The organism is Listeria immobilis (genome assembly GCF_014322845.1).
Lineage (GTDB): Bacteria > Bacillota > Bacilli > Lactobacillales > Listeriaceae > Listeria > Listeria immobilis.
In genome coordinates, this window is sequence record NZ_JAASUA010000002.1 from 328,625 (window position 1) to 346,615 (window position 17,991).

A 17,991-nucleotide genomic window follows, 5' to 3' on the forward strand; every position below is an offset into this window, starting at 1 on the left:
TTCAATCTTTATTTAGGATAAATCATTACGCTAGTGATAGTATCACCCATATAGTCCAAGTTTGATACATTGTAGATAATGTTATCCACTGTTTTTTTTGCATCCTCTTTTTCATCTACTGCGTTCTTGATGAAATCTATAGTATCAGTTCCATCAATTGCTTTATTTAATATAACGTTTGTTGCAGCAACTGATAAAATGAAATTTTGATAATCTGTAAAAGATGAAATTGAAGCGTCGGAATTATTTTCTGAATAAGAAAGGCGTATGCTCATAATATTTTTTCCATCTAAAGAAACCGAAAAACCGTCCTGCTGATTTTTTGCTGAATCAATGCTTGGAATTTTGGTGTTTAATCCAGGATATTGTTCGCTTAGTTCATTGAATTGTTTTTCAAAATCATAGTATGCGATTAATTTATTTTTTTTAGGAACTTTTACTTTTGTAGTTGTCTTTTTATCATCTTTTTCAGATGTTACTTGATAAGTGGTGTCCGACAACATGCGAGGAACAACTAGAACAAAGTCACCTTCGCTATTTACGATATCGCTTTTTTCTCCAGATTCGTCTATCAGCGTTACTTTTGCTCCTGGATCAGTCTTACCGTTTACATTAATTACAAATTCGTCTTTTTGTTTTTCTTTGATTGAAAGTTCAGGTTCTCCGCATCCGAAGAGAAATACATTTAAAATAAGCACAAAGCCCAGAATCATCTTTTTCATTTAAGTTCCACCTTTTCCAAGAACGCTAGTTCTGTTTGTTGTTAAAAATAAAAATCATCCATACTGCAACTTCGGCAAAGAAGAACTTTGTAATAAATAATTGCGTATAGATAACATTCGATTGCTAATAATATCGCTTGTTGTCGTAGGGAATAGTTCGAGCAAATCTTGCTCGATGTAATTAGAAGTGAAATCTATAAAATTTAACATGTGATAAGGAATTGATATGTACATTAAACTACGATTTGCATTTTTTTCTTGATTTTCAATAGCTTTTAAATTCATTAATTGTTGATTGCCGCAATGTGTAATAATGTGTACTAGCTCGTGATGCAATTTTTCAATAAATTGTTCCCTTGACAACTGTTGCGCTAAAACAATACCGCCATAATCAGCCAAAGACATAGAGAAATCGCCTTTTACTATAAACAAATTGAGTTTAATTAATAAGCTTTCAATTTCTAGATCGCTAGGCAATAAAACGTTTTGTGCTATTAAATAATCTGATAAATACTTTTCTGCCACGCTAGGTTGGTAAAAATCTAGAATATTCAAATACTCATCCCCTTAAAGTTCTTTTTCAATTTCTTCGAGCTCTTGTCTTTGTTTTTTTATGAGAGCAATGTAATTATTGACCTTCTTTAAATCATCTTCCGTTAATCCTCGTAGATCATCAAAAGCTAAATTTTGAGGGATAGCCTCTTCTCTGCCAAGTAAAAAGTCCGTAGAAACATTAAAAATATCAGCGATGCGTTTTAATGTATCGGTGTCCGGAAACTGATTTCCATTTTCGTATTTTGAGATAGACACTTTACTTATGTTTAGTTTGGAACCTAAGTCAGCTTGTGTCATACCTCTATTTATTCTTAATGTTTTTAAAATTTTTCCAAACAAAATTGCCACTCCTTTGCGTTTCAATAATAAGTTATATTTTAATGATAAGTTAACGGTTAGTTAATTTCAAGGAATTAAAATAAAGTTAACCAAAAAGGGATTTTATATCTTGACAGTTAACTAATGGTTATCTATAATAAGGATAACCAATAGTTAACTAGAGGTGGTGAATGAATGATAACAAAATTAAAAGAATTAAGAATTGAGAACAACTTAACTTACGTAGATGTGGCTACGAAAGTAGGTATATCAAAAGAGTACTACTGGATGATAGAGAACGGAGAACGAGATGGTTATACTTATAACACCGCTAAAAAAATCGCATCGGTTTTTGATAAAAATCCTGATGATATTTTTTTACGCTGATGTTAATTAAAAAGAAACATTTTTACTGCTTATTTTAGAAATAAATAAGTGTAATCAGATCCTCGAAATACGAATAGAATCGAAAGGAGGTTAAGAAATGGTGACACAAGAGTTAAGTGTAACGATACCAATTCCAGAATCGCATGTAATTATTACTAAAACAGAATACGAAGAGTTGCTAAAACAAGAAATTGTTGGAAAGTATTGGGATTTAAAAGCATTGGAAAATAAAATTGGAAGAAAACGGGACTGGATAGAAGAAAAAATCCTCTACAAACCTAGTTTTAGAAGTATGTTAGACGTTGACGAAAATCCAGACGGTTTCGTGAAATATCCGTCGGCTGAAAATCGCAAATGGTCATTTCTTGCTAGCAAGATGAACGATTTTCTTGAAAATAATTTCCCGGAAATTATGAGGGGGTGATGGAATTGATCTTTGAAATAACGCTATTAGTTTTTGCGTTAGGCTCTGCAATAGCAACGTTTGCCGGAGCGCAAAAAAATAGCCCTACGCGTCAACGTAGGACCGATAAATAATAAATTGTAAGTCAATTATAACTTAAAAAAGCACGACGAGCAAGGAGGGCTTATTACGCATGTCTGGAATCAACAACAACAATCTATTGATAAATGATTATCCTCTTCAAGTGTTGCCAACGTTAGCAAGAGAAATCGGCTTAAACGAAGCAATTGTTTTGCAACAAATTCACTATTGGTTAAACAAGAAACAAAATTTGCACGATGGTAGGTATTGGACGTATAGAAGTATTCAAAAGTGGCAAGAAGAAAATTTTTCTTTTTGGAGCTTAAACACAGTAAAGCGCACATTTACTTCTTTGAGAGAAAAAAAGTTGCTTTTAACTGCTAATTATAACAAAAAGAAGTTTGACAAAACCGTCTGGTATTCCATTGATTACGACGCGTTGGAAGCAATGAGCCAACGATTAGCCCAAAATGAGCCAACGATTAGCCCAAAAAGAGCTAATGCATTAGCTCAAAATGAGCCAGACAATACCTTAGACTTACCAGAGACTCCTAAAGAGAATAAAAAGAATACTGTCGAGGAACTCGACGATACATCCATTTTTAAAAATGTTATTGATTTCTTAAATGAAAACGCAGAAACGAATTACAGGCACACTACGCAAGTTACTCAAACATTGATAAGAGCTAGGCTGAAAGATGGATTCACTTTTGAAGACTTTAAAAAAGTAATCATCATCAAATGCAAAGACTGGAAAAACGATAGTGCGATGAGTCGATATTTGAGGCCCGGAACTTTGTTCGGAATTAAATTCGAAGGTTATTTAAATCAAAAAACGGTTTCTGGAAATCAAAAGAAGCCTTGGGAAAAAGAACCGAAAAAAGAAGAGCTTCCGCCGTGGTTTGATAAAGACCAGAACGGAGCTGATGGAAAAGTATATACAGAGGACGAGAAAGCGCAGATCGCGCAAAAACTTGAAGAAGCACAAGCAAAATACGAAGAAGATCGACGGAAAAGAGGTTTGTAAAATGAAAGAATCTGATATGGATAAAGTGCGAAAAATGAACGTTGCAGAAATCAGGCAATTGCAAAACGAAGTGATAGCAAATATCGAAACTAATTACGACAATCTTTCGAGAGATGAACGAAAGGAATTGCAAAATGATTTAAAATTTTTAGAAGGCATTAGAGATTCTAAAAAAGGAATCACGGCGGCAAGTAAACTCCTAGCTTTTACAGTAGAGGAATATAAAGAACTAGCAAAGTCAAATTCGGATAAAAGTATTGCAGACGAACTCGGTGTTTGTCGTTCAACGTTCGCGGACTGGAAAAGAAAAAAGAATTTAGTTCCGTGGAACAATAATGTTAAGGGGAGAAACATATGATAATAGCAAATAATCGATTAAAAAAAGTGATAGATAAAATAGATTTTGCGGCAAAGAATAACAGAATGATGTTGACTGACAAGCTCGATGCAGAAACGCTCGCGACTATTTACGCTGAAATAGAAGCGAGAAATTCAAAAATAAAACGACTCGAAAAAATGGCAGGTATCACAGAGTCAGAAGCGGATTTAATTCAAATCCCCAACAAAAATACAGATTTTGTACATTGCAACGTAGGCGCGTTTGGGTTCGATAAAGGGCAACAATACGAAGTTGTGAAAGTTAACAAAAAGCGTGGGACTTTCATACTTCTAGACAATAACGGAAAGAAGGAAGAGTTTAGCTTTTTGGCAATTATCAACGAAAGTTTTTCTGTTTCTAAAAAACGAAATGATAAGGGGGTTTCTTCATGAGAAAAAACGAACAAGACTTATTAAATCAGTTGAGCAAAAGAAGAATCGGGATTCAACATCAGATAGCTTCGCTTTTACATACTGAAAAATGCAGTTTGAAAGAAGCGTTAGCGATGACGGATAAAGAAATTGAATCAGCATATAACGAAATGCGTATGCTATTAGAGAGTTAGGAAAGGGGGTTTAAAAATGAATAATGAAAAAATAATAAGAAAAGTAAAGCTACTGTTTTGCTTGGCGAAGTGGGGGGAGCTAGGATAGTGGAGTTTCTTAAAATACTTGAACTATTCGGCGGTATTGGACTTATTACAGTTACAGAAAAAGGAGAATTGAATTACATTATTAAAGCGAAAAGGAAACATGTAAATATGGGGACTAAAGCAACCTTATTGGAAAGCATGACACGCTCGCTTAACAGAGAAGTGAAGAAGTTCTATGAAAAAAATCCTTACTGGGTAACAGAAGAGGTGGCGGAATGAACGACAAAAAAGTAAGATTCTACGTTTCTACTGGTATGCACGGATCACTTGAAACAGAAACATTTCTTTTGAAAGCAGACTTGAATATTGAGTTCGATATATTAACAACTGAACAATTAGAAAAAGAGATTACAGTGGCTTACGACGACTGGCTAGGCAGTAATATTGACTCTGGTTGGCTGATTGAGAAAGAGGTGGCGGAATGAGTATTTTAGCATCTATAGGGATATTAGCTGTAGCAAGTCTCTTTACTTTAATCTTAATCTTTATTTTTGATAGGTATAAAAACAAAAGAGCCTTGAGGGATTTGCGAATCGGAGACGAGATAAAAGACAAGGGAGGAATAATCCCAGTCTATGGCGTTGTTGTGCAGATATACAGCACGAGTCAAGAAGTAGTTCTGCTATGTTTAAGCGGAGGGCACTTATTTAGAACTGTAAAACCGGGGGATTTTATTAAAACAGGTTTTCACTTCACTGTGACCGAATTAAACGAACATCGTTCTGACTACAGTAAGAAACTATATAAAGAAGCTGACGAATTGTTAAACAGTTACACAGCTTTTAATAGCAAACACAACAACTAAAGAGAGGAGCTGAAAAGAAGAATGACTAGCACAATAAAAATATCTGAAAAAGATAAAGTGTTTCAGATTGCGACGAAAAGCGGCTGGGTTGTGAAGGTGGGAATGCAAGTGACGATAGATGGTATAGACTTTGCAATTTATCCGGAAGGGACATTAACCCAAGTATTCTTGCACGTTAATGAAATGTCCAGTGGAGCTTCATTGTTTAATATTCCAAACAATCTCATAGACTTTCTAGATTTAAATACTCGCGATAAAGCAATCGAATATTATAAAGATAATGTGATTCCTTTAATCCAGAAAAAAATTAAAGCAAATGGATTAGATAAATTTAGAAAAGAAGTTGAAAAAGCGAAAAAATATATGGTTGAAACTCACGGAGAGCGACCGGAAATTAAAGATTTTGAGGGGGAAGGTAAATGATGAACTATTACAGCATCGAAAAAGGTACAAAAGCATATGAGTATTTAGACAAGCTCCAACGCATCACGACATGACGAAAGAAGAGTTAGAAGATTTATTAATCACTCAAAGATCATTAGATATAAATCTTGTAACGTTAGAACAATGGCTAGCCGTTTATGAAGTAGATTTCAATTTGGCTATTGAACAACTCGGTTCAGCATGTTCGACTTTTGAGGAAACAAAAGAATGGCTGGTGGAAGTAGGTTATCAACATGCAGACGTGTTTATGGAGAAAATAGCTTATAGCTGGGACGAGTGGGAGGAAGACGATGACTAAAACGCACGAATTAAAAATAGCACCAGAATTTTTTGCAGCTGTGACGGAAGGACGGAAAACGTTCGAAATTCGAAAAAATGACCGTGACTTCCAGGTAGGAGATACTTTGATTCTACGCGAATGGGATGACATGGATACAGGTCTTTACACCGTTGTTGAAGTAGTTTACATGACAGATTATGAGCAAAAAGACGGGTTTGTCGTCTTAGGGATTGTATAGGAGGAAATGAGATGAAATTAAAAATTTATAAATATCCTTTAGCAATAAAAGACTCTCAAGTAATTACACTGCCAGCGGAGAGCACAGTTCTTTCGATAAAAAATCAACATGAAGTGCCTGTTTTATATGCAGCGGTCAACACTGCTTGCGAAATCGAAGGCTATGTAAATATCGAGTGCCGTGGTACTGGTCAAACTTTAAACGGAAAAGAAGTTGCGGAAATTACAGAGACATTATTGTTTCAAAACGGAAATTTAGTGTTACATTTCTTTGCACAAAAATTTCCACAAGTTGTACATCCGTTTAGGGGTAACGCGCAAAAAGAAATCAACAATATGGCGAATGTGTTGAAGGAGGAAAGCAAATAATGATGAATCGTGTAGTACTTGTAGGACGATTAACAAAAGACCCTGATTTACGTTACACTCCAGCGGGCGCGGCTGTTGCGACTTTTACATTAGCTGTAAATCGCCCATTTAAAAATGCACAAGGAGAACAAGAAGCCGATTTCATTAATTGTGTTGTTTGGCGAAAACCAGCAGAAAACGTTGCTAATTTCTTGAAGAAAGGAAGCATGGCGGGCGTTGATGGTCGAATACAGACTCGAAATTATGAGGACAACGACGGTAAACGCGTTTTTGTTACGGAAGTAGTTGCTGAATCAGTTCAATTCTTAGAGCCTAAAAACAACCCAGGGAGAGCTACAACGAATGATTATCAAAGCAAAGCTAATTATTCAAACAACACTCAAACAAGCTCATATGAATCGGGTGCGAGCCAGAAAGGCGGTGCGTTTGTTAGTGATAGCAAGCCAATCGATATTTCAGATGATGATTTGCCGTTTTAAGTGAAAATGAACGATGAAAATGGATGAATACGTAAAAATTAAATTAGATACTTATAACAAAATAACATGGGAGTGACAAAAATGTGGGATTTGTATGTAAGAAAAGAAACCTCGTTTTGCTATAAAAATTCATATAAAACAAAAAAAGAGGCAGAACAAGAGGCAGAAAAACTATTTGCGGATGGCGCTTGTAATCATTGTTATATTACAAATTTCAAAGCAAAAGAGCACGCTTATATTTCTAAAAATGACAACTAAATATAGTGAAAGAAAAGCTATATCGTCGTTGATATAGCTTTTTTGTTAGGAGGGCGCACGTTGGGATTAGATGATTTAATTTTCGAGTATAAGGTTTCCTTGCAGCATGCAAATAGAAAAAAGGCAGAATGCGAGAATATAGCAGATAAAAAGATTTGGGGAGAAATAACAACCAGTTTAGAAAATAGCATAGCTTATATGCAAACGGGTGTTTCGCCTTGGGATTTCAAGTTGGGTGAAAAAGCAAATACACAAAGTAGAACAATCTATGCTGATTCATATTTATTAGATTATCTTAATTATAAAAATCCGCAGACGTGTGCCGAAAAGGAGCTGGGGGAATTTGAAACGAAAATGATAAGCAGTTTGTTGCGCAAACTCACGAAACAAGAAAAAGAATGTTATTTGTTAAATAAGCAATGTATGTGTAGCTACAGTGATATTGCAGAGTATTTAAACATTACAATTAAAAGCGTAGAAAATTCAATTAGAAGAGCGAAGCATAAAATTGATGTGCAAAAAGAAAAAAGTTTATTAGTTAATGTGTATTTGAACGGCGAAAACGAGGTGCATAAATGAATACAGTAGAACCGATTCGAGACCGCGACACGATCACGGAAATAAAACGATACTTGATTGTAAAGAGCAGTAGAGATTACATTTTATTCTTCTTAGGCATAAATGTCGGATTGAGAATAGGCGACCTTTTAAAACTAAAAGTAAAAGATGTTCGTGGTGGCCATATATCTATGCGAGAACAAAAAACGAATAAAAATAAAAAAATACTTATTCCACGCGATGTAAAAAAAGCACTGGAATTGTACACATTAGATTTAGAGGACGAAGACTTTTTATTCCAAAGTCGCAAAGGTGTAAATAAGCCTATCACACGCGAAACCGCATATCGGGTTTTGAAAGAGCTAGAGCCGATATTCAAGCTTGATCGCGTAGGAACGCATACGCTGCGAAAAACCTTCGGATATCACTTTTATAAACAATTTAATGACGTTGTCGCTTTGCAAAAAATATTCAATCACAAGGACCAAAAAGAAACACTGCTTTATATCGGTATACAGCAGGACGAACTAGATAAAAAAATGGCTAAATTTAATTTGTAGGAAAAGGAGCGCTAAAAATGAAAAACTATAAACACGAAAACGTTGGACCTTTAAAGAGATGGTTTAAAAAGAAAACATCTAATTTGAATAAGAAAGTAAATCCGGAAGAATATGTTATAGAAAAGGAAGTGGTTATAAATACAAAATTAGCAGAAACAATCCGAATAGGGAGCGAGTTTTGCGTGCCGTTAGATATGCGCCAACATAAATATCCTATTGAATTAGTGAAAAAGAATCTCATTGAAATGTTGCTGGAACAAGCAAAAGAACATGTTCACTTCTACAGTGCTACAGAAACAAATGAAGGCGATCTGATTTATAGGGCAGAAGTTTCGTTTATTGAAAAACAAAAGTAATATTTTTTAAATGAATACACATTCAAACCGACAACATGACATTCGAAATTAAGAACGCTGAAAAAAGTTGTGACTCAAAGGGTTACGAAGATATTTTAAAACACACACAATATAAGATATGTGACATTCGAGCCGTTTTTTTAGAGGGCAATGCGCACTATATATGTAAGGGTAGTTAACAACCCTTTGACTTGAAGAAGTAAAGTGCCTCCTGCTTTACTTCTTTTTTAAAATTAGGAGGAAAACAAGGAGGAGGAAACGAAATGAATTTAGAACCAACGAAATACGAATCGTTAGAAGGCGAAGCAATAAAGATGATGCTATCTCAAAACAAATTAAACGAAGAAGGACTTGCGCTTCGTTTATATCTGATTACCGTGATAGAAACATTTAAAGCAATGAATAAGAAAATCAAAACAAATTATAATACTCACATGATTAGGAACCTGGAACAATTAGCTAGTGATTATGACAAGGCACTGAGCGCCCACGGGCTTATCAGTGACAAACAATTTACAGCAATGAAGAAAGCACAGTTGGATGTTGCGAATAAAACTTTATATCCAGCGCAAACGAAAAAGAAAAAATGAACGGATCTAAAAAAAGAATAATCGAAAACGGAAAATCGAAGCTGGTCCCGGTCGGATACGTTTCTAATCAAAGAAAAGCTTTTGAAAAAGAACGAGCTAGAACAGAGAGCGAACGAACTAAATTTTATAAAAGTAGAACGTGGCAGAAATGTAGATACCATCAGCTGCTTAAAGAACCTCTTTGCGAAAGATGTTTAAGCGATGGGGTCATCACACAAGCGGTCATAGTGCATCACATTATAGATACTTATACGTCTATAGGTTGGGATAAAAGAATGGATCCGGAAAATTTGGAAAGCATTTGTTTTTCTTGTCACAATAAAGAAACTTTTCAAAAGAAGGACCCCCCACCCGAATGACCGGGCCTATGTTTTAAAGTTTGTAGAACGTTGGGCTGTTAAACGTGACCAAAGTTCCCTTTTTGAAATATTTTGGAGGAGGTGATTTTTCAAATTGGCAGGAAGAAAGAAAAAACTAACAGCAGTTAACAAAAAACACTTGACAAAAGAAGAAAAAGAAGAGCGTGAAAACGTTGAAAATAAAGCAACAGACGGATTTGGAGAATTGCAAGAAACACCACCGAAGTATTTCAATAACTTAGCAAGAAATGAATATCGTCGTGTTGTAAAAGAAATAAAAAAGCTTCCGATTCGGGGATTAGATAGAGGGGTTTTGGAACAATATTGTGTTTGGTATTCAGTTTGGCGTGAAGCTTATGATAAGTATAAAAAAAATGGAATTTATATGACGCGCTCTTATTTAAACAAAAACCAGGAAGTTAAATACTATACGGATTATTCCAGGAAAAATCCGGCGGTTGGTATGATGGCGGACGCATCGGCAAAAATTATCCAAAGCGCTTCAAGTCTAGGTTTAACAGTAGATTCCAGAATGAAAATTGTTACGCCGGAGGAGAAACAAGAATCTTCTATCTTTGATATGTTCGCAGATGATGACGAAGAAGATGAAGACGATGACTAATTTTAGTGAAATTGAAGATAAGTACAAAGATGATGCGTATTTATATTGTCGATTGATTTTAGATAAAAAAATACTCGCATCTAATGCAGTAATTGCGGCATGTGAAAGGCATTTAAACGATTTATTGGAAATAAAAGAGCAATCGTTTAAATATTCCTACCGTCCCAAAAGAGCCCAAAATGCAATCAAGTTCATGGAAGTTCTTCCGGATCCAAAAACTGGCAAAACTTTTCCTTTAGCGATGTTTCAAAAATTTATTGTTGGAAATATCCACGGCTGGTATAAAAAAGGTAAGAAAAATGTGCGACGGTTTAAAACCGCACTGGTCATGATGGCCCGAAAAAACGGAAAATCTATTTTAATCGCAGGCTTAATGTTATATGAATTCTTGTTCTTTAAGAATCCGCAGATGAGCCGACAAATGTTTTGTGCTGGAAATGATAAAAAACAAGCTTCCCTTGTTTTTAAAATGGTTGCGAAGTTCTTACGAGCTTTGAGTTTGCAGGACAAACAAGTGAGAAAAGCGACAAAAAAAGTGCGCGAAGAAATACGGAACTTAATAGACGACTCGTTCATTATTCCGCTCTCAAGGGACACGAGTAGTTTGGACGGGTTCGAACCGCAGTTTACTTCAATGGATGAAGCGCACGAATATACAGACGATGAAATTTTTGAATTGATCGAATCTGGACAAGGTCAACTAGAGTCGCCATTGACTTTCATTATCTCTACTGCAGGTTTTAAATTGAACGGATGGTTATATACAACGATGTACCCTTACGCTAAAAGTATTTTGGCCGGGAACGTGATTGATGACGAAATGTTTGTTTTTATTGCAGAACAAGATTTTGCAGACGAATGGCAAGACGAAACGACCTGGATAAAATCAAATCCGATTTTAGAAATTAAGGCAAAATACGAAGACAACATGGAGTATTTGCGCAAACGGATTAAAACAGGAATAGAACAAAATAAAATTTTTCGCCGTTTAGTTAAAAATTTTAATTACTGGATGCAAGCTAGCGAAGAATCTTACATGGACGCCAAGGACTGGAAAGCAGCAGGGGCCAGCGATGCAGATATTTACGGCAAAGACGTATATATTGGTGTTGATTTGTCAAAAGGCGGAGATATTTCGGCGCTTGGTTTTGTTTTCCCGTTTGAAGATAAAAAATTTCATGTGGATGCGCATTCGTTTATTGGCACGCGCGGCGGATTAGATTTAAAAATAGATCGTGATAAGATTGATTACCGTCTGATGGTTAAAAAAGGTGTTGCGACTCTAACAGATTTAGAGTCTGGAATCATTAACTATGCGCAAATGATTGATTATATTGAACGTTACGTACAAGCATACAACTTAAACGTTCGCGCAATTTGTTACGATTCTTATAATATATCTCTTTTTCTCGCAGAACTAGAAAAAAGAGGTTTGGATTACGAATTAATCGAAGTTCGACAAGGCGTTAAAACATTATCAGACCCTACAAAAGAATTTAAGCTCGGGGTTATTGATAAGCGCATTACACACAGCAATAATGCTTTGCTTGATATTGCAGTAAATAACGCTATCTTAAAATATACAAATGATGCTTGTCAGATTAACAAAGAACGAAATCGCGAAAAAATAGATCCAATCGTTGCTGTTGTGGATGGATTTACGGAAGCTATGTACTACGAGCCGGACAGTAAAGAACTTTATTTCGATGTATGGGGGTGAGGTAACTTGGTTAAAAAATTAAATAGAATTTTGCTAGCTTTTTTGGTTTGGATTGCTGATAACAGTCACTCGCTACTATTGCTTGCTGGAATGTCGCTACTAGTGTATGCGGCGTTTTTATTTACATTCAAAACTGGAATAATTAGCGCTGGCATTATGTTGATAGTTATAAGCTTGCTTAGCGCCCCAAAAAAGGGGGGTGATTAAAAATGTTTTTTAAAAAAAGAAGTGAAGTTCGAGAAAAGACGGAAGTGGATACAGATACGCTAAACGTGCTTTTGTCAGAGGCTTACGGAGGAAACGTTTCGTGGTCAGGTGTTGGAGCTTTGCGTAATAGCGATATTTACACTGCAGTTAAAACAATTTCGTCGGATGTTGCAAGTTCTCCTTTTGAAATCGTTGTGAATGGAATAAAAGAAAAAGATAGTAATTTAAACTATTTGCTTAACAAACGACCTAACCAACAAATGAATCCGTGGCATTTTAAATTTGTCATTACAGCAAATATGCTATTAAACGGTAAATCTTTTGTAGAAATAAAACGTGCGAAATACGGAGTCCCAGCAGAGTTGCTTTTTCACCGAAATAGCACCGTTACTTTTACACAAAAAAAAGATGCTATCGTTTACACAATTGTCCAAAGTGATGGAAAAACGAAAACAATTCCGGCGAAAAATATGCTTCATTTCCGGATTTTTACGCTCGATGGCTTTAACGCATACAGTCCACTTCACACATTAGCAAAAGAAATCTCCATCCAGGAAGGCTCTAAAAGTGCGCTGGATTCGTTTTTTAAACGTGGTGCAATGGTTGGGGGAATCGTGAAGCTAGATAAAGCGTTAAAAAGCACAGAAGAATTAACGGACAAACGAAAAGAATTTTCAAAAGCTTATGGCGGTGCGATGAAAGCGGGCGGCGTACTAGCTTTAGATAGCACGATGGACTTCAAACAACTAGAAATACCTACCGAAATTCTTAAATTTCTTAACGGATATACGTTCTCTACTGCCCAAGTAGCGAAAAGTTTCGGCCTTCCTTTGGAAAAACTAGGCATTGAAACAACGAATACGTCGCAATCACAAGCGAATGCAGACTACTTAAAATCAACGCTTTATCCTATTTTTTCGTGTTTTAGCACAGAAATTGAATTCAAAATGATTGACTATCCTTTTAATCAATTTACTGAAGTAAGTTTTAACGTGGACCGGCTTCTTGAAATGGATCCGGAAACAAAAGCGAAAGTTGTTAAAGAATTGGTGCAAGGAACTCTCTTGACACCAAATGAGGGCCGCGCGAGATTCGGAGCGCCTCCGGTTGAAGGCGGCAATGAATTACTTGCTAGTTTAAATTATACGGAGCTAAGTGGTTTAAAAGAATATCAGAAAAACAGAAGCGAGAGAGGTTATAAAACCCGTTCTGCAGGCGAAGGGGGTGAGGATGAATGAATGAAATGGAAACACGATCGCTCGAAAGTGTAGAGAGTAAAGAAGAGAATTCTATCGCTGGCTATGCACTTAAATATAACTCATTAAGTGAAGACTTAGGCGGCTATAAAGAAATCATTTCCCCGAACGCGCTAAACGGTGTGGATCTATCAGATGTTAGAGCGTTAATTAATCACGACCGGAATCAATGTATCGGTCGAACAAAAGCCGGAACATTAATGCTAAAAAACGATTCTACTGGTCTTGGATTTGTGTGTACATTGCCTGGAACCTCTTTTGCGCGCGATTTAAAAGAAAACATCAAAGCGGGCAATATAAGTCAATGTAGTTTTAAATTTAGAACGACAGAAAACGGTGTTTCTTGGAAACGAAGTAAAGACGGTGACTACATTCGAACTATTGAACAATTTTCAGAAATCGAAGAAATATCAATCGTTACTATCCCGGCATATGAAGACACAAACGTCGCAGTAGCTACAAGAGAATTAGCTAATGAAAAAGATTATCAAAAGCGTTTAGCAATTGTTAAGGTACAACTTGATTTAGACGAATTAACCATTTAAAAAATACTTGTCCAAAAGGCAAGTGTTTTTTTGTTGGAATAAACGAAAGAAAAGGAGAATGAAAATGTTTAAAGATAAAATTGAAAAATTGGAAAAAGAGCTAAAAACCACAAGAGAAAGTTTTAACACAAAAATTACAGAAGCACGCGAGAAGGCGGAGTCTGGAGATGTTGATGCGGCCGAAAAATTAAAAAAAGAAATTGACACTTTGAAAGAAACGTTAAAAGCTAAACAAAAAGAATTAGATACATTACTTGGTCTTAGTGAACTAGAAACAATTCCGGATCCGTTGGAAAAACGTGAAGGTGAAGAAGATAACGGAGAGCGATCAAAGGGCAATCACAATATTTTAGATAATACAAATAAAGTCGATGCGTTCGAAAGATACATCCGAAGTAAAGGGGCTGAAACAAGAGATTTAACAACAACTAACACCGGCGTTATTGTTCCGGTCGATATTACAAACTCAGTTAAAGAATTAAAACAACAAGAATTAGATTTATCAAAATACGCGACAGTTGAAAATGTAAATACGAAGACAGGAAAGTTCCCAATTGCAAAACGAATTTCAGCTACATTAGCTACTAAAGAGGAATTAGCAGAAATCGCTAAGATTGATGAACAGATGTTCATCGAGGTGGAATGGGACGTTCAAACTCGAAGCGGACAAATCGTTCTATCCGAAGAACTTATCGAAGACTCCGCTATTGACGTGAAAGCATATATCAAAAAACAACTAGCTCGCATGGTTTTAAACACAAAAAATTACAACATCATCAAAGTGCTTTCTTCGATGACAACTGTTGCGGGGACAGGAGCAGATGATATTAAAAAAGCTATAAACGTGACTTTAGATCCAGCGCTAAATAAAATGTTCATCGTGAATCAAGACGCTTTTAACTGGTTAGACACATTGAAAGACTCGGAAGGGCGTTATTTATTACAGCCTGATCTGACCGCGCCTAGTGGTAAATCATTATTTTCATTACCCGTCGAAGTCGTTTCTAACAGTCTATTAGCTTCTAAAGGAACGCAGACAAATCCAAAATATCCTGTTATCGTTGGAGATATTGAGGAATCTGTAGCTGTATTTAATCGTTCGGAAATTACAGTTGAATGGGAAAAGTTCGACCGATATAGTCAAGGATTAGCCGTTAATGTTCGTAACGACTTCAAAAAAATTGATCCGGACGCTGCGTGCTATCTTGAAATTACTCCACCAACCGCGGGTTAATTGAAAAGAGGGCTTAACGGCTCTCTTTTTTAGAAAGAAGGTGAGTGTTTGACAAACGAACACAAGACAAGAATAGACCTAGCAACTGCGAAAGAACACTTGAAGTTAGAACATGACGAAGACGATAGCATCATTCAAAATATTTACTTGCCTGCCGCGGAACAAGAGATTGTTGGTGCGGTTACACTTGAGTATGAATCGCCTTTTTTTGATGATAACGCTGTATTTAAAATAGCGACGTTGTTGCTACTAAGCTCGAACTACGAAAATAGAAAAGCTACGTCGTTGCAAAAACAAAACGAAGTACCGTTTGCTTTAATTTCTTACATTCAACGCCTGCGAGGTGATTATAAAAAATGGACTTTGAAGAACTCACAGATAGAATAACATTCAGACAAAAAAAGAATAAAAAGAATAACTACGGAGAATCAAGAGAAGTTAAAGAATCGGTTGGGTCTTGCTGGGCTGGTGTTAGAAGAGCAACTATAAAAGAGTTTTCAGACACCGAAGGCCGCGCAAACACAATAACGTTCATCATCCGGAAAAAACAGCGGTTTAATATTGATTCTACGCAAGTGATTTTTTACGAAGGAAACGACTTCGAAATCATTGAATTGCCTCCAACTGCACAAGCAGACGACTTTAAGCTTATTAAAGCGAGGTGGGTGGAATGGTAAAAGGTTTGGAGGAAATGCAAGCAAATATTCAAAAAATGATTCTCGAAAATAAACAAGAAGCAAAAAAAGCTGTCAATCAAGTAGCGGTAGAAACAAAAGAACTTTTGCAAAGCAATATCCCAGTCAGCGATGAAGCAGGAAAACATTTAAAAGATGATGTTACACTGTCGGGATTTAAAATGCTTTCTGGCGGAAGCGTTGAAAAAGATATTCTTTACAAAAAAGAAGGGTGGCGCGCGCGTTTTCCCAACAACGGAACAGCGAAGCAATCGGCACAGAATTTTGAAGAAAAAACTTTGAATGTGATGTCAAGAAAAGCATTACGCATTTATGCCGAAGCGTTGAGAAGGGGGTTGTAATTATGCTACCGGTCAAGCGAGCATATGACGCTCTTATTCAAAATGAAGCATTAAATGAATCAATTAACAACATTCGCGGAAAAGCGTTAGAAGAACAAACTATCTACATGCTTGTTCTTCCGGAGACTTTTCAAAATAAAAAAAATGCTCCTGTTATCCGGATTGAGTCTGTAAATAATTACAGCTCTTTTTATTTTGACGACAAAGCAAATGCAGAGTCAGCAGAGATTCAAATATCGACAATGACGAACAGCATACAACATCTTGAAATTTTAATTCCGTTGATCGATGAAGCGATGCGTTTAAACGGATTTGAGCAGTACGCTGACGACACTTACATCGAGCCGGATTTTAAATTTAATTATAACGCACGACAGTATAAAGGTGTTTTCAAAAAATAATAATGAGAGAAGGAAAAAAAATGGTAAAAATTGGTTTAGATAAAGCGCAATACGCTAAATTAGACGAAAAGGATAAAGCGAGCGAGGTTAAATCGTTGCCAGGGCTAACGACTGCAAAATTAGAGTTGGAAATGGAAAACGAAAATTTTTATGCAGATGACACCATTTTCGCAATTCTTGAATCGGGAATCACAAAGCTTGGGCTAGAATACGGTTTAGCTGATATTTCTTCCGATGCAAAAAAAGATCTTCTTGGTATTGCAGTCGAAAAAGGCATGGAATTATTCAAGAAAGACATTTCTGCGCCTTATATTGCTACTTCTTTCCGTTCTCGTTTAGATTCTGGGAAATATGTATGGTTTGGCTTGGTGAAGGGGAAATTTGCGCCGTCCGGATTGGATTTAACAACGAAAGAAGATAAAGCAACGGCGCAAACAGAAACGATTTCTGCTTCTTTTGTAGCTCGTGAGGCTGATGGTAACATGTTGGTTATTGCAAGAGAAGATAATGAAGATTTTGTGTTAGGCGATTTTTATAAAATGGTGTATGGAATCGATCCAACCGAAGCGGTTACCCCTCCGAAGAACGGAGAATAAATTAAATATTAGAGAAAAGAAGTTTTTTGGCCAAGGCTGAAAAACTTCTTTTCATGTGTGAATAAATAAAAAACGGAGGATTTTTAATTATGGAAATTAGATTAATGAAGGAAAATGAAAAACAAGGAGTTCTTTATAAAAAGAATAAGACGACAATGTTCGACGCAATGCTTGGCATGGAATACAACATCAGACAAGTGGAACGTTTCGCAGGAAAAGATGAAATGGAACTTACAAATACGCATGAGGGAATTATGCTGCAGATGGAAGGTACGAAAGACGCAGCTAAATTTTTAGTGACGGTTTTTGACAATCAATTTTCAGTTGATGATGTGCTGAAAGGAATTACACGAGAGGACTTTGCTACTGTGGTGAATGGAGTTCTTTTCGAAGTGATGGGCGGCAATACTGACGAAACAAAAAAGGAACAGAAATAACGATTGAAAAAGCCTTAGAAAATTTTAAATCGTTATTTAAAAGTCTGTTAGATGCTGGTTATAAACTACATGAGTTAAAAGCGATGACGCTAGACGATGTAGAGTTTTTAATCGAAAT

Annotated in this window: 35 protein-coding genes; 32 read left to right on the forward strand and 3 right to left on the reverse strand. The window is 36.0% G+C overall.

The window, feature by feature from the left end; all coding sequences use genetic code 11:
• Window positions 1-8: 8 nt before the first annotated feature.
• The 3 genes from HCJ45_RS04460 to HCJ45_RS04470 are packed head-to-tail and all read right to left on the reverse strand — an operon-like array spanning window position 9 to window position 1,616.
• Window positions 9-722, reverse strand: a complete 714-nt coding sequence (locus HCJ45_RS04460; protein ID WP_031668898.1) for a PX domain-containing protein — start codon at window positions 720-722, stop codon at window positions 9-11.
• A 54-nt stretch (window positions 723-776) separates the two neighbouring features.
• On the reverse strand, window positions 777-1,277 hold the full coding sequence (locus tag HCJ45_RS04465) for an ImmA/IrrE family metallo-endopeptidase (protein WP_031668899.1): 501 nt from the start codon (window positions 1,275-1,277) through the stop codon (window positions 777-779).
• A gap of 12 nt (window positions 1,278-1,289) precedes the next feature.
• Entirely contained in the window at window positions 1,290-1,616 is a 327-nt protein-coding gene (locus HCJ45_RS04470; RefSeq protein WP_012951299.1) for a helix-turn-helix domain-containing protein, read from the reverse strand.
• Between the two features lie 174 nt (window positions 1,617-1,790).
• Here HCJ45_RS04470 and HCJ45_RS04475 point away from each other — a divergent pair, with 174 nt between their 5' ends.
• From HCJ45_RS04475 to gpG, 32 genes are all read left to right on the forward strand, one after another.
• Window positions 1,791-1,982, forward strand: coding sequence for a helix-turn-helix transcriptional regulator (locus HCJ45_RS04475; protein WP_068996407.1), 192 nt, complete (start codon window positions 1,791-1,793; stop codon window positions 1,980-1,982).
• Window positions 1,983-2,079: 97 nt separating this feature from the next.
• Window positions 2,080-2,406, forward strand: coding sequence for a DUF771 domain-containing protein (locus HCJ45_RS04480; protein ID WP_012951301.1), 327 nt, complete (start codon window positions 2,080-2,082; stop codon window positions 2,404-2,406).
• A 172-nt stretch (window positions 2,407-2,578) separates the two neighbouring features.
• Entirely contained in the window at window positions 2,579-3,493 is a 915-nt protein-coding gene (locus HCJ45_RS04485) for a conserved phage C-terminal domain-containing protein (protein WP_068996408.1), read from the forward strand.
• Between the two features lies 1 nt (window position 3,494).
• Window positions 3,495-3,851: a MerR family transcriptional regulator gene (locus HCJ45_RS04490; protein WP_031668902.1), complete on the forward strand. Its 357-nt coding sequence runs from the start codon at window positions 3,495-3,497 to the stop codon at window positions 3,849-3,851.
• Complete coding sequence (locus HCJ45_RS04495; RefSeq protein ID WP_070773510.1) at window positions 3,848-4,264, forward strand: hypothetical protein; 417 nt, start codon at window positions 3,848-3,850, stop codon at window positions 4,262-4,264. Before HCJ45_RS04490 ends, HCJ45_RS04495 begins: the two co-directional genes overlap by 4 nt.
• Window positions 4,261-4,437, forward strand: a complete 177-nt coding sequence (locus HCJ45_RS04500; protein WP_023552249.1) for a hypothetical protein — start codon at window positions 4,261-4,263, stop codon at window positions 4,435-4,437. Before HCJ45_RS04495 ends, HCJ45_RS04500 begins: the two co-directional genes overlap by 4 nt.
• An 87-nt stretch (window positions 4,438-4,524) precedes the next feature.
• Window positions 4,525-4,743 carry a hypothetical protein gene (locus HCJ45_RS04505; RefSeq protein ID WP_068996410.1) on the forward strand — a complete coding sequence of 73 codons (219 nt, stop codon included), beginning with the start codon at window positions 4,525-4,527 and terminating at the stop codon, window positions 4,741-4,743.
• A complete protein-coding gene (locus HCJ45_RS04510; protein ID WP_068996411.1) occupies window positions 4,740-4,949 on the forward strand; it encodes a DUF7167 family protein in 210 nt (69 codons plus the stop codon). Before HCJ45_RS04505 ends, HCJ45_RS04510 begins: the two co-directional genes overlap by 4 nt.
• Window positions 4,946-5,329: a hypothetical protein gene (locus HCJ45_RS04515; protein ID WP_068996412.1), complete on the forward strand. Its 384-nt coding sequence runs from the start codon at window positions 4,946-4,948 to the stop codon at window positions 5,327-5,329. Before HCJ45_RS04510 ends, HCJ45_RS04515 begins: the two co-directional genes overlap by 4 nt.
• A 21-nt stretch (window positions 5,330-5,350) precedes the next feature.
• Window positions 5,351-5,752, forward strand: a complete 402-nt coding sequence (locus HCJ45_RS04520; protein ID WP_031659959.1) for a hypothetical protein — start codon at window positions 5,351-5,353, stop codon at window positions 5,750-5,752.
• A gap of 70 nt (window positions 5,753-5,822) precedes the next feature.
• The gene (locus HCJ45_RS04525) at window positions 5,823-6,071 is read left to right on the forward strand and encodes a hypothetical protein (protein WP_003731822.1); all 249 of its coding nucleotides are present in this window, start codon (window positions 5,823-5,825) and stop codon (window positions 6,069-6,071) included.
• Window positions 6,064-6,291 carry an ASCH/PUA domain-containing protein gene (locus HCJ45_RS04530; protein ID WP_003731823.1) on the forward strand — a complete coding sequence of 76 codons (228 nt, stop codon included), beginning with the start codon at window positions 6,064-6,066 and terminating at the stop codon, window positions 6,289-6,291. Before HCJ45_RS04525 ends, HCJ45_RS04530 begins: the two co-directional genes overlap by 8 nt.
• An 11-nt stretch (window positions 6,292-6,302) precedes the next feature.
• Window positions 6,303-6,659 carry a DUF7352 domain-containing protein gene (locus HCJ45_RS04535; RefSeq protein ID WP_003731824.1) on the forward strand — a complete coding sequence of 119 codons (357 nt, stop codon included), beginning with the start codon at window positions 6,303-6,305 and terminating at the stop codon, window positions 6,657-6,659.
• Window positions 6,659-7,138 carry a single-stranded DNA-binding protein gene (gene ssb, locus HCJ45_RS04540; RefSeq protein WP_031668909.1) on the forward strand — a complete coding sequence of 160 codons (480 nt, stop codon included), beginning with the start codon at window positions 6,659-6,661 and terminating at the stop codon, window positions 7,136-7,138. The genes HCJ45_RS04535 and ssb overlap by 1 nt, the downstream gene beginning before the upstream one ends.
• Before the next feature lie 81 nt (window positions 7,139-7,219).
• On the forward strand, window positions 7,220-7,396 hold the full coding sequence (locus HCJ45_RS04545) for a hypothetical protein (protein WP_223196704.1): 177 nt from the start codon (window positions 7,220-7,222) through the stop codon (window positions 7,394-7,396).
• 60 nt (window positions 7,397-7,456) lie between these two features.
• Window positions 7,457-7,975, forward strand: coding sequence for a sigma factor-like helix-turn-helix DNA-binding protein (locus HCJ45_RS04550; protein WP_014930677.1), 519 nt, complete (start codon window positions 7,457-7,459; stop codon window positions 7,973-7,975).
• Complete coding sequence (locus tag HCJ45_RS04555; protein WP_012951317.1) at window positions 7,972-8,514, forward strand: tyrosine-type recombinase/integrase; 543 nt, start codon at window positions 7,972-7,974, stop codon at window positions 8,512-8,514. Before HCJ45_RS04550 ends, HCJ45_RS04555 begins: the two co-directional genes overlap by 4 nt.
• A gap of 17 nt (window positions 8,515-8,531) precedes the next feature.
• Window positions 8,532-8,870, forward strand: a complete 339-nt coding sequence (locus HCJ45_RS04560; RefSeq protein ID WP_039390020.1) for a hypothetical protein — start codon at window positions 8,532-8,534, stop codon at window positions 8,868-8,870.
• A 263-nt stretch (window positions 8,871-9,133) separates the two neighbouring features.
• Window positions 9,134-9,460: a hypothetical protein gene (locus tag HCJ45_RS04565; protein WP_068996414.1), complete on the forward strand. Its 327-nt coding sequence runs from the start codon at window positions 9,134-9,136 to the stop codon at window positions 9,458-9,460.
• Window positions 9,457-9,819: an HNH endonuclease signature motif containing protein gene (locus HCJ45_RS15115; RefSeq protein ID WP_052199047.1), complete on the forward strand. Its 363-nt coding sequence runs from the start codon at window positions 9,457-9,459 to the stop codon at window positions 9,817-9,819. The genes HCJ45_RS04565 and HCJ45_RS15115 overlap by 4 nt, the downstream gene beginning before the upstream one ends.
• Window positions 9,820-9,913: 94 nt before the next feature.
• Window positions 9,914-10,441, forward strand: coding sequence for a phage terminase small subunit P27 family (locus HCJ45_RS04575; RefSeq protein WP_012951321.1), 528 nt, complete (start codon window positions 9,914-9,916; stop codon window positions 10,439-10,441).
• Window positions 10,434-12,161, forward strand: a complete 1,728-nt coding sequence (locus tag HCJ45_RS04580) for a terminase large subunit (RefSeq protein ID WP_228504399.1) — start codon at window positions 10,434-10,436, stop codon at window positions 12,159-12,161. Before HCJ45_RS04575 ends, HCJ45_RS04580 begins: the two co-directional genes overlap by 8 nt.
• A gap of 6 nt (window positions 12,162-12,167) precedes the next feature.
• Window positions 12,168-12,368: a DUF1056 family protein gene (locus HCJ45_RS04585; RefSeq protein WP_023552290.1), complete on the forward strand. Its 201-nt coding sequence runs from the start codon at window positions 12,168-12,170 to the stop codon at window positions 12,366-12,368.
• Between the two features lie 2 nt (window positions 12,369-12,370).
• Complete coding sequence (locus HCJ45_RS04590; RefSeq protein ID WP_068996416.1) at window positions 12,371-13,606, forward strand: phage portal protein; 1,236 nt, start codon at window positions 12,371-12,373, stop codon at window positions 13,604-13,606.
• Window positions 13,603-14,169 carry an HK97 family phage prohead protease gene (locus HCJ45_RS04595; RefSeq protein ID WP_049955709.1) on the forward strand — a complete coding sequence of 189 codons (567 nt, stop codon included), beginning with the start codon at window positions 13,603-13,605 and terminating at the stop codon, window positions 14,167-14,169. The genes HCJ45_RS04590 and HCJ45_RS04595 overlap by 4 nt, the downstream gene beginning before the upstream one ends.
• A gap of 64 nt (window positions 14,170-14,233) precedes the next feature.
• A complete protein-coding gene (locus HCJ45_RS04600) occupies window positions 14,234-15,403 on the forward strand; it encodes a phage major capsid protein (RefSeq protein WP_068996417.1) in 1,170 nt (389 codons plus the stop codon).
• 48 nt (window positions 15,404-15,451) lie between these two features.
• Window positions 15,452-15,790 (forward strand): head-tail connector protein, encoded by a 339-nt coding sequence (locus tag HCJ45_RS04605; protein ID WP_012951326.1) that lies wholly within the window; start codon window positions 15,452-15,454, stop codon window positions 15,788-15,790.
• Window positions 15,760-16,080, forward strand: a complete 321-nt coding sequence (locus HCJ45_RS04610; protein ID WP_031669990.1) for a phage head closure protein — start codon at window positions 15,760-15,762, stop codon at window positions 16,078-16,080. Before HCJ45_RS04605 ends, HCJ45_RS04610 begins: the two co-directional genes overlap by 31 nt.
• On the forward strand, window positions 16,074-16,439 hold the full coding sequence (locus HCJ45_RS04615) for an HK97-gp10 family putative phage morphogenesis protein (RefSeq protein ID WP_068996418.1): 366 nt from the start codon (window positions 16,074-16,076) through the stop codon (window positions 16,437-16,439). Before HCJ45_RS04610 ends, HCJ45_RS04615 begins: the two co-directional genes overlap by 7 nt.
• Window positions 16,440-16,441: 2 nt before the next feature.
• Window positions 16,442-16,840 carry a hypothetical protein gene (locus HCJ45_RS04620; RefSeq protein ID WP_068996419.1) on the forward strand — a complete coding sequence of 133 codons (399 nt, stop codon included), beginning with the start codon at window positions 16,442-16,444 and terminating at the stop codon, window positions 16,838-16,840.
• Between the two features lie 20 nt (window positions 16,841-16,860).
• Window positions 16,861-17,436, forward strand: coding sequence for a major tail protein (locus HCJ45_RS04625; protein ID WP_068996420.1), 576 nt, complete (start codon window positions 16,861-16,863; stop codon window positions 17,434-17,436).
• 89 nt (window positions 17,437-17,525) lie between these two features.
• Entirely contained in the window at window positions 17,526-17,873 is a 348-nt protein-coding gene (gene gpG / locus HCJ45_RS04630; protein ID WP_068996421.1) for a phage tail assembly chaperone G, read from the forward strand.
• The last annotated feature ends 118 nt before the right edge of the window (window positions 17,874-17,991 follow it).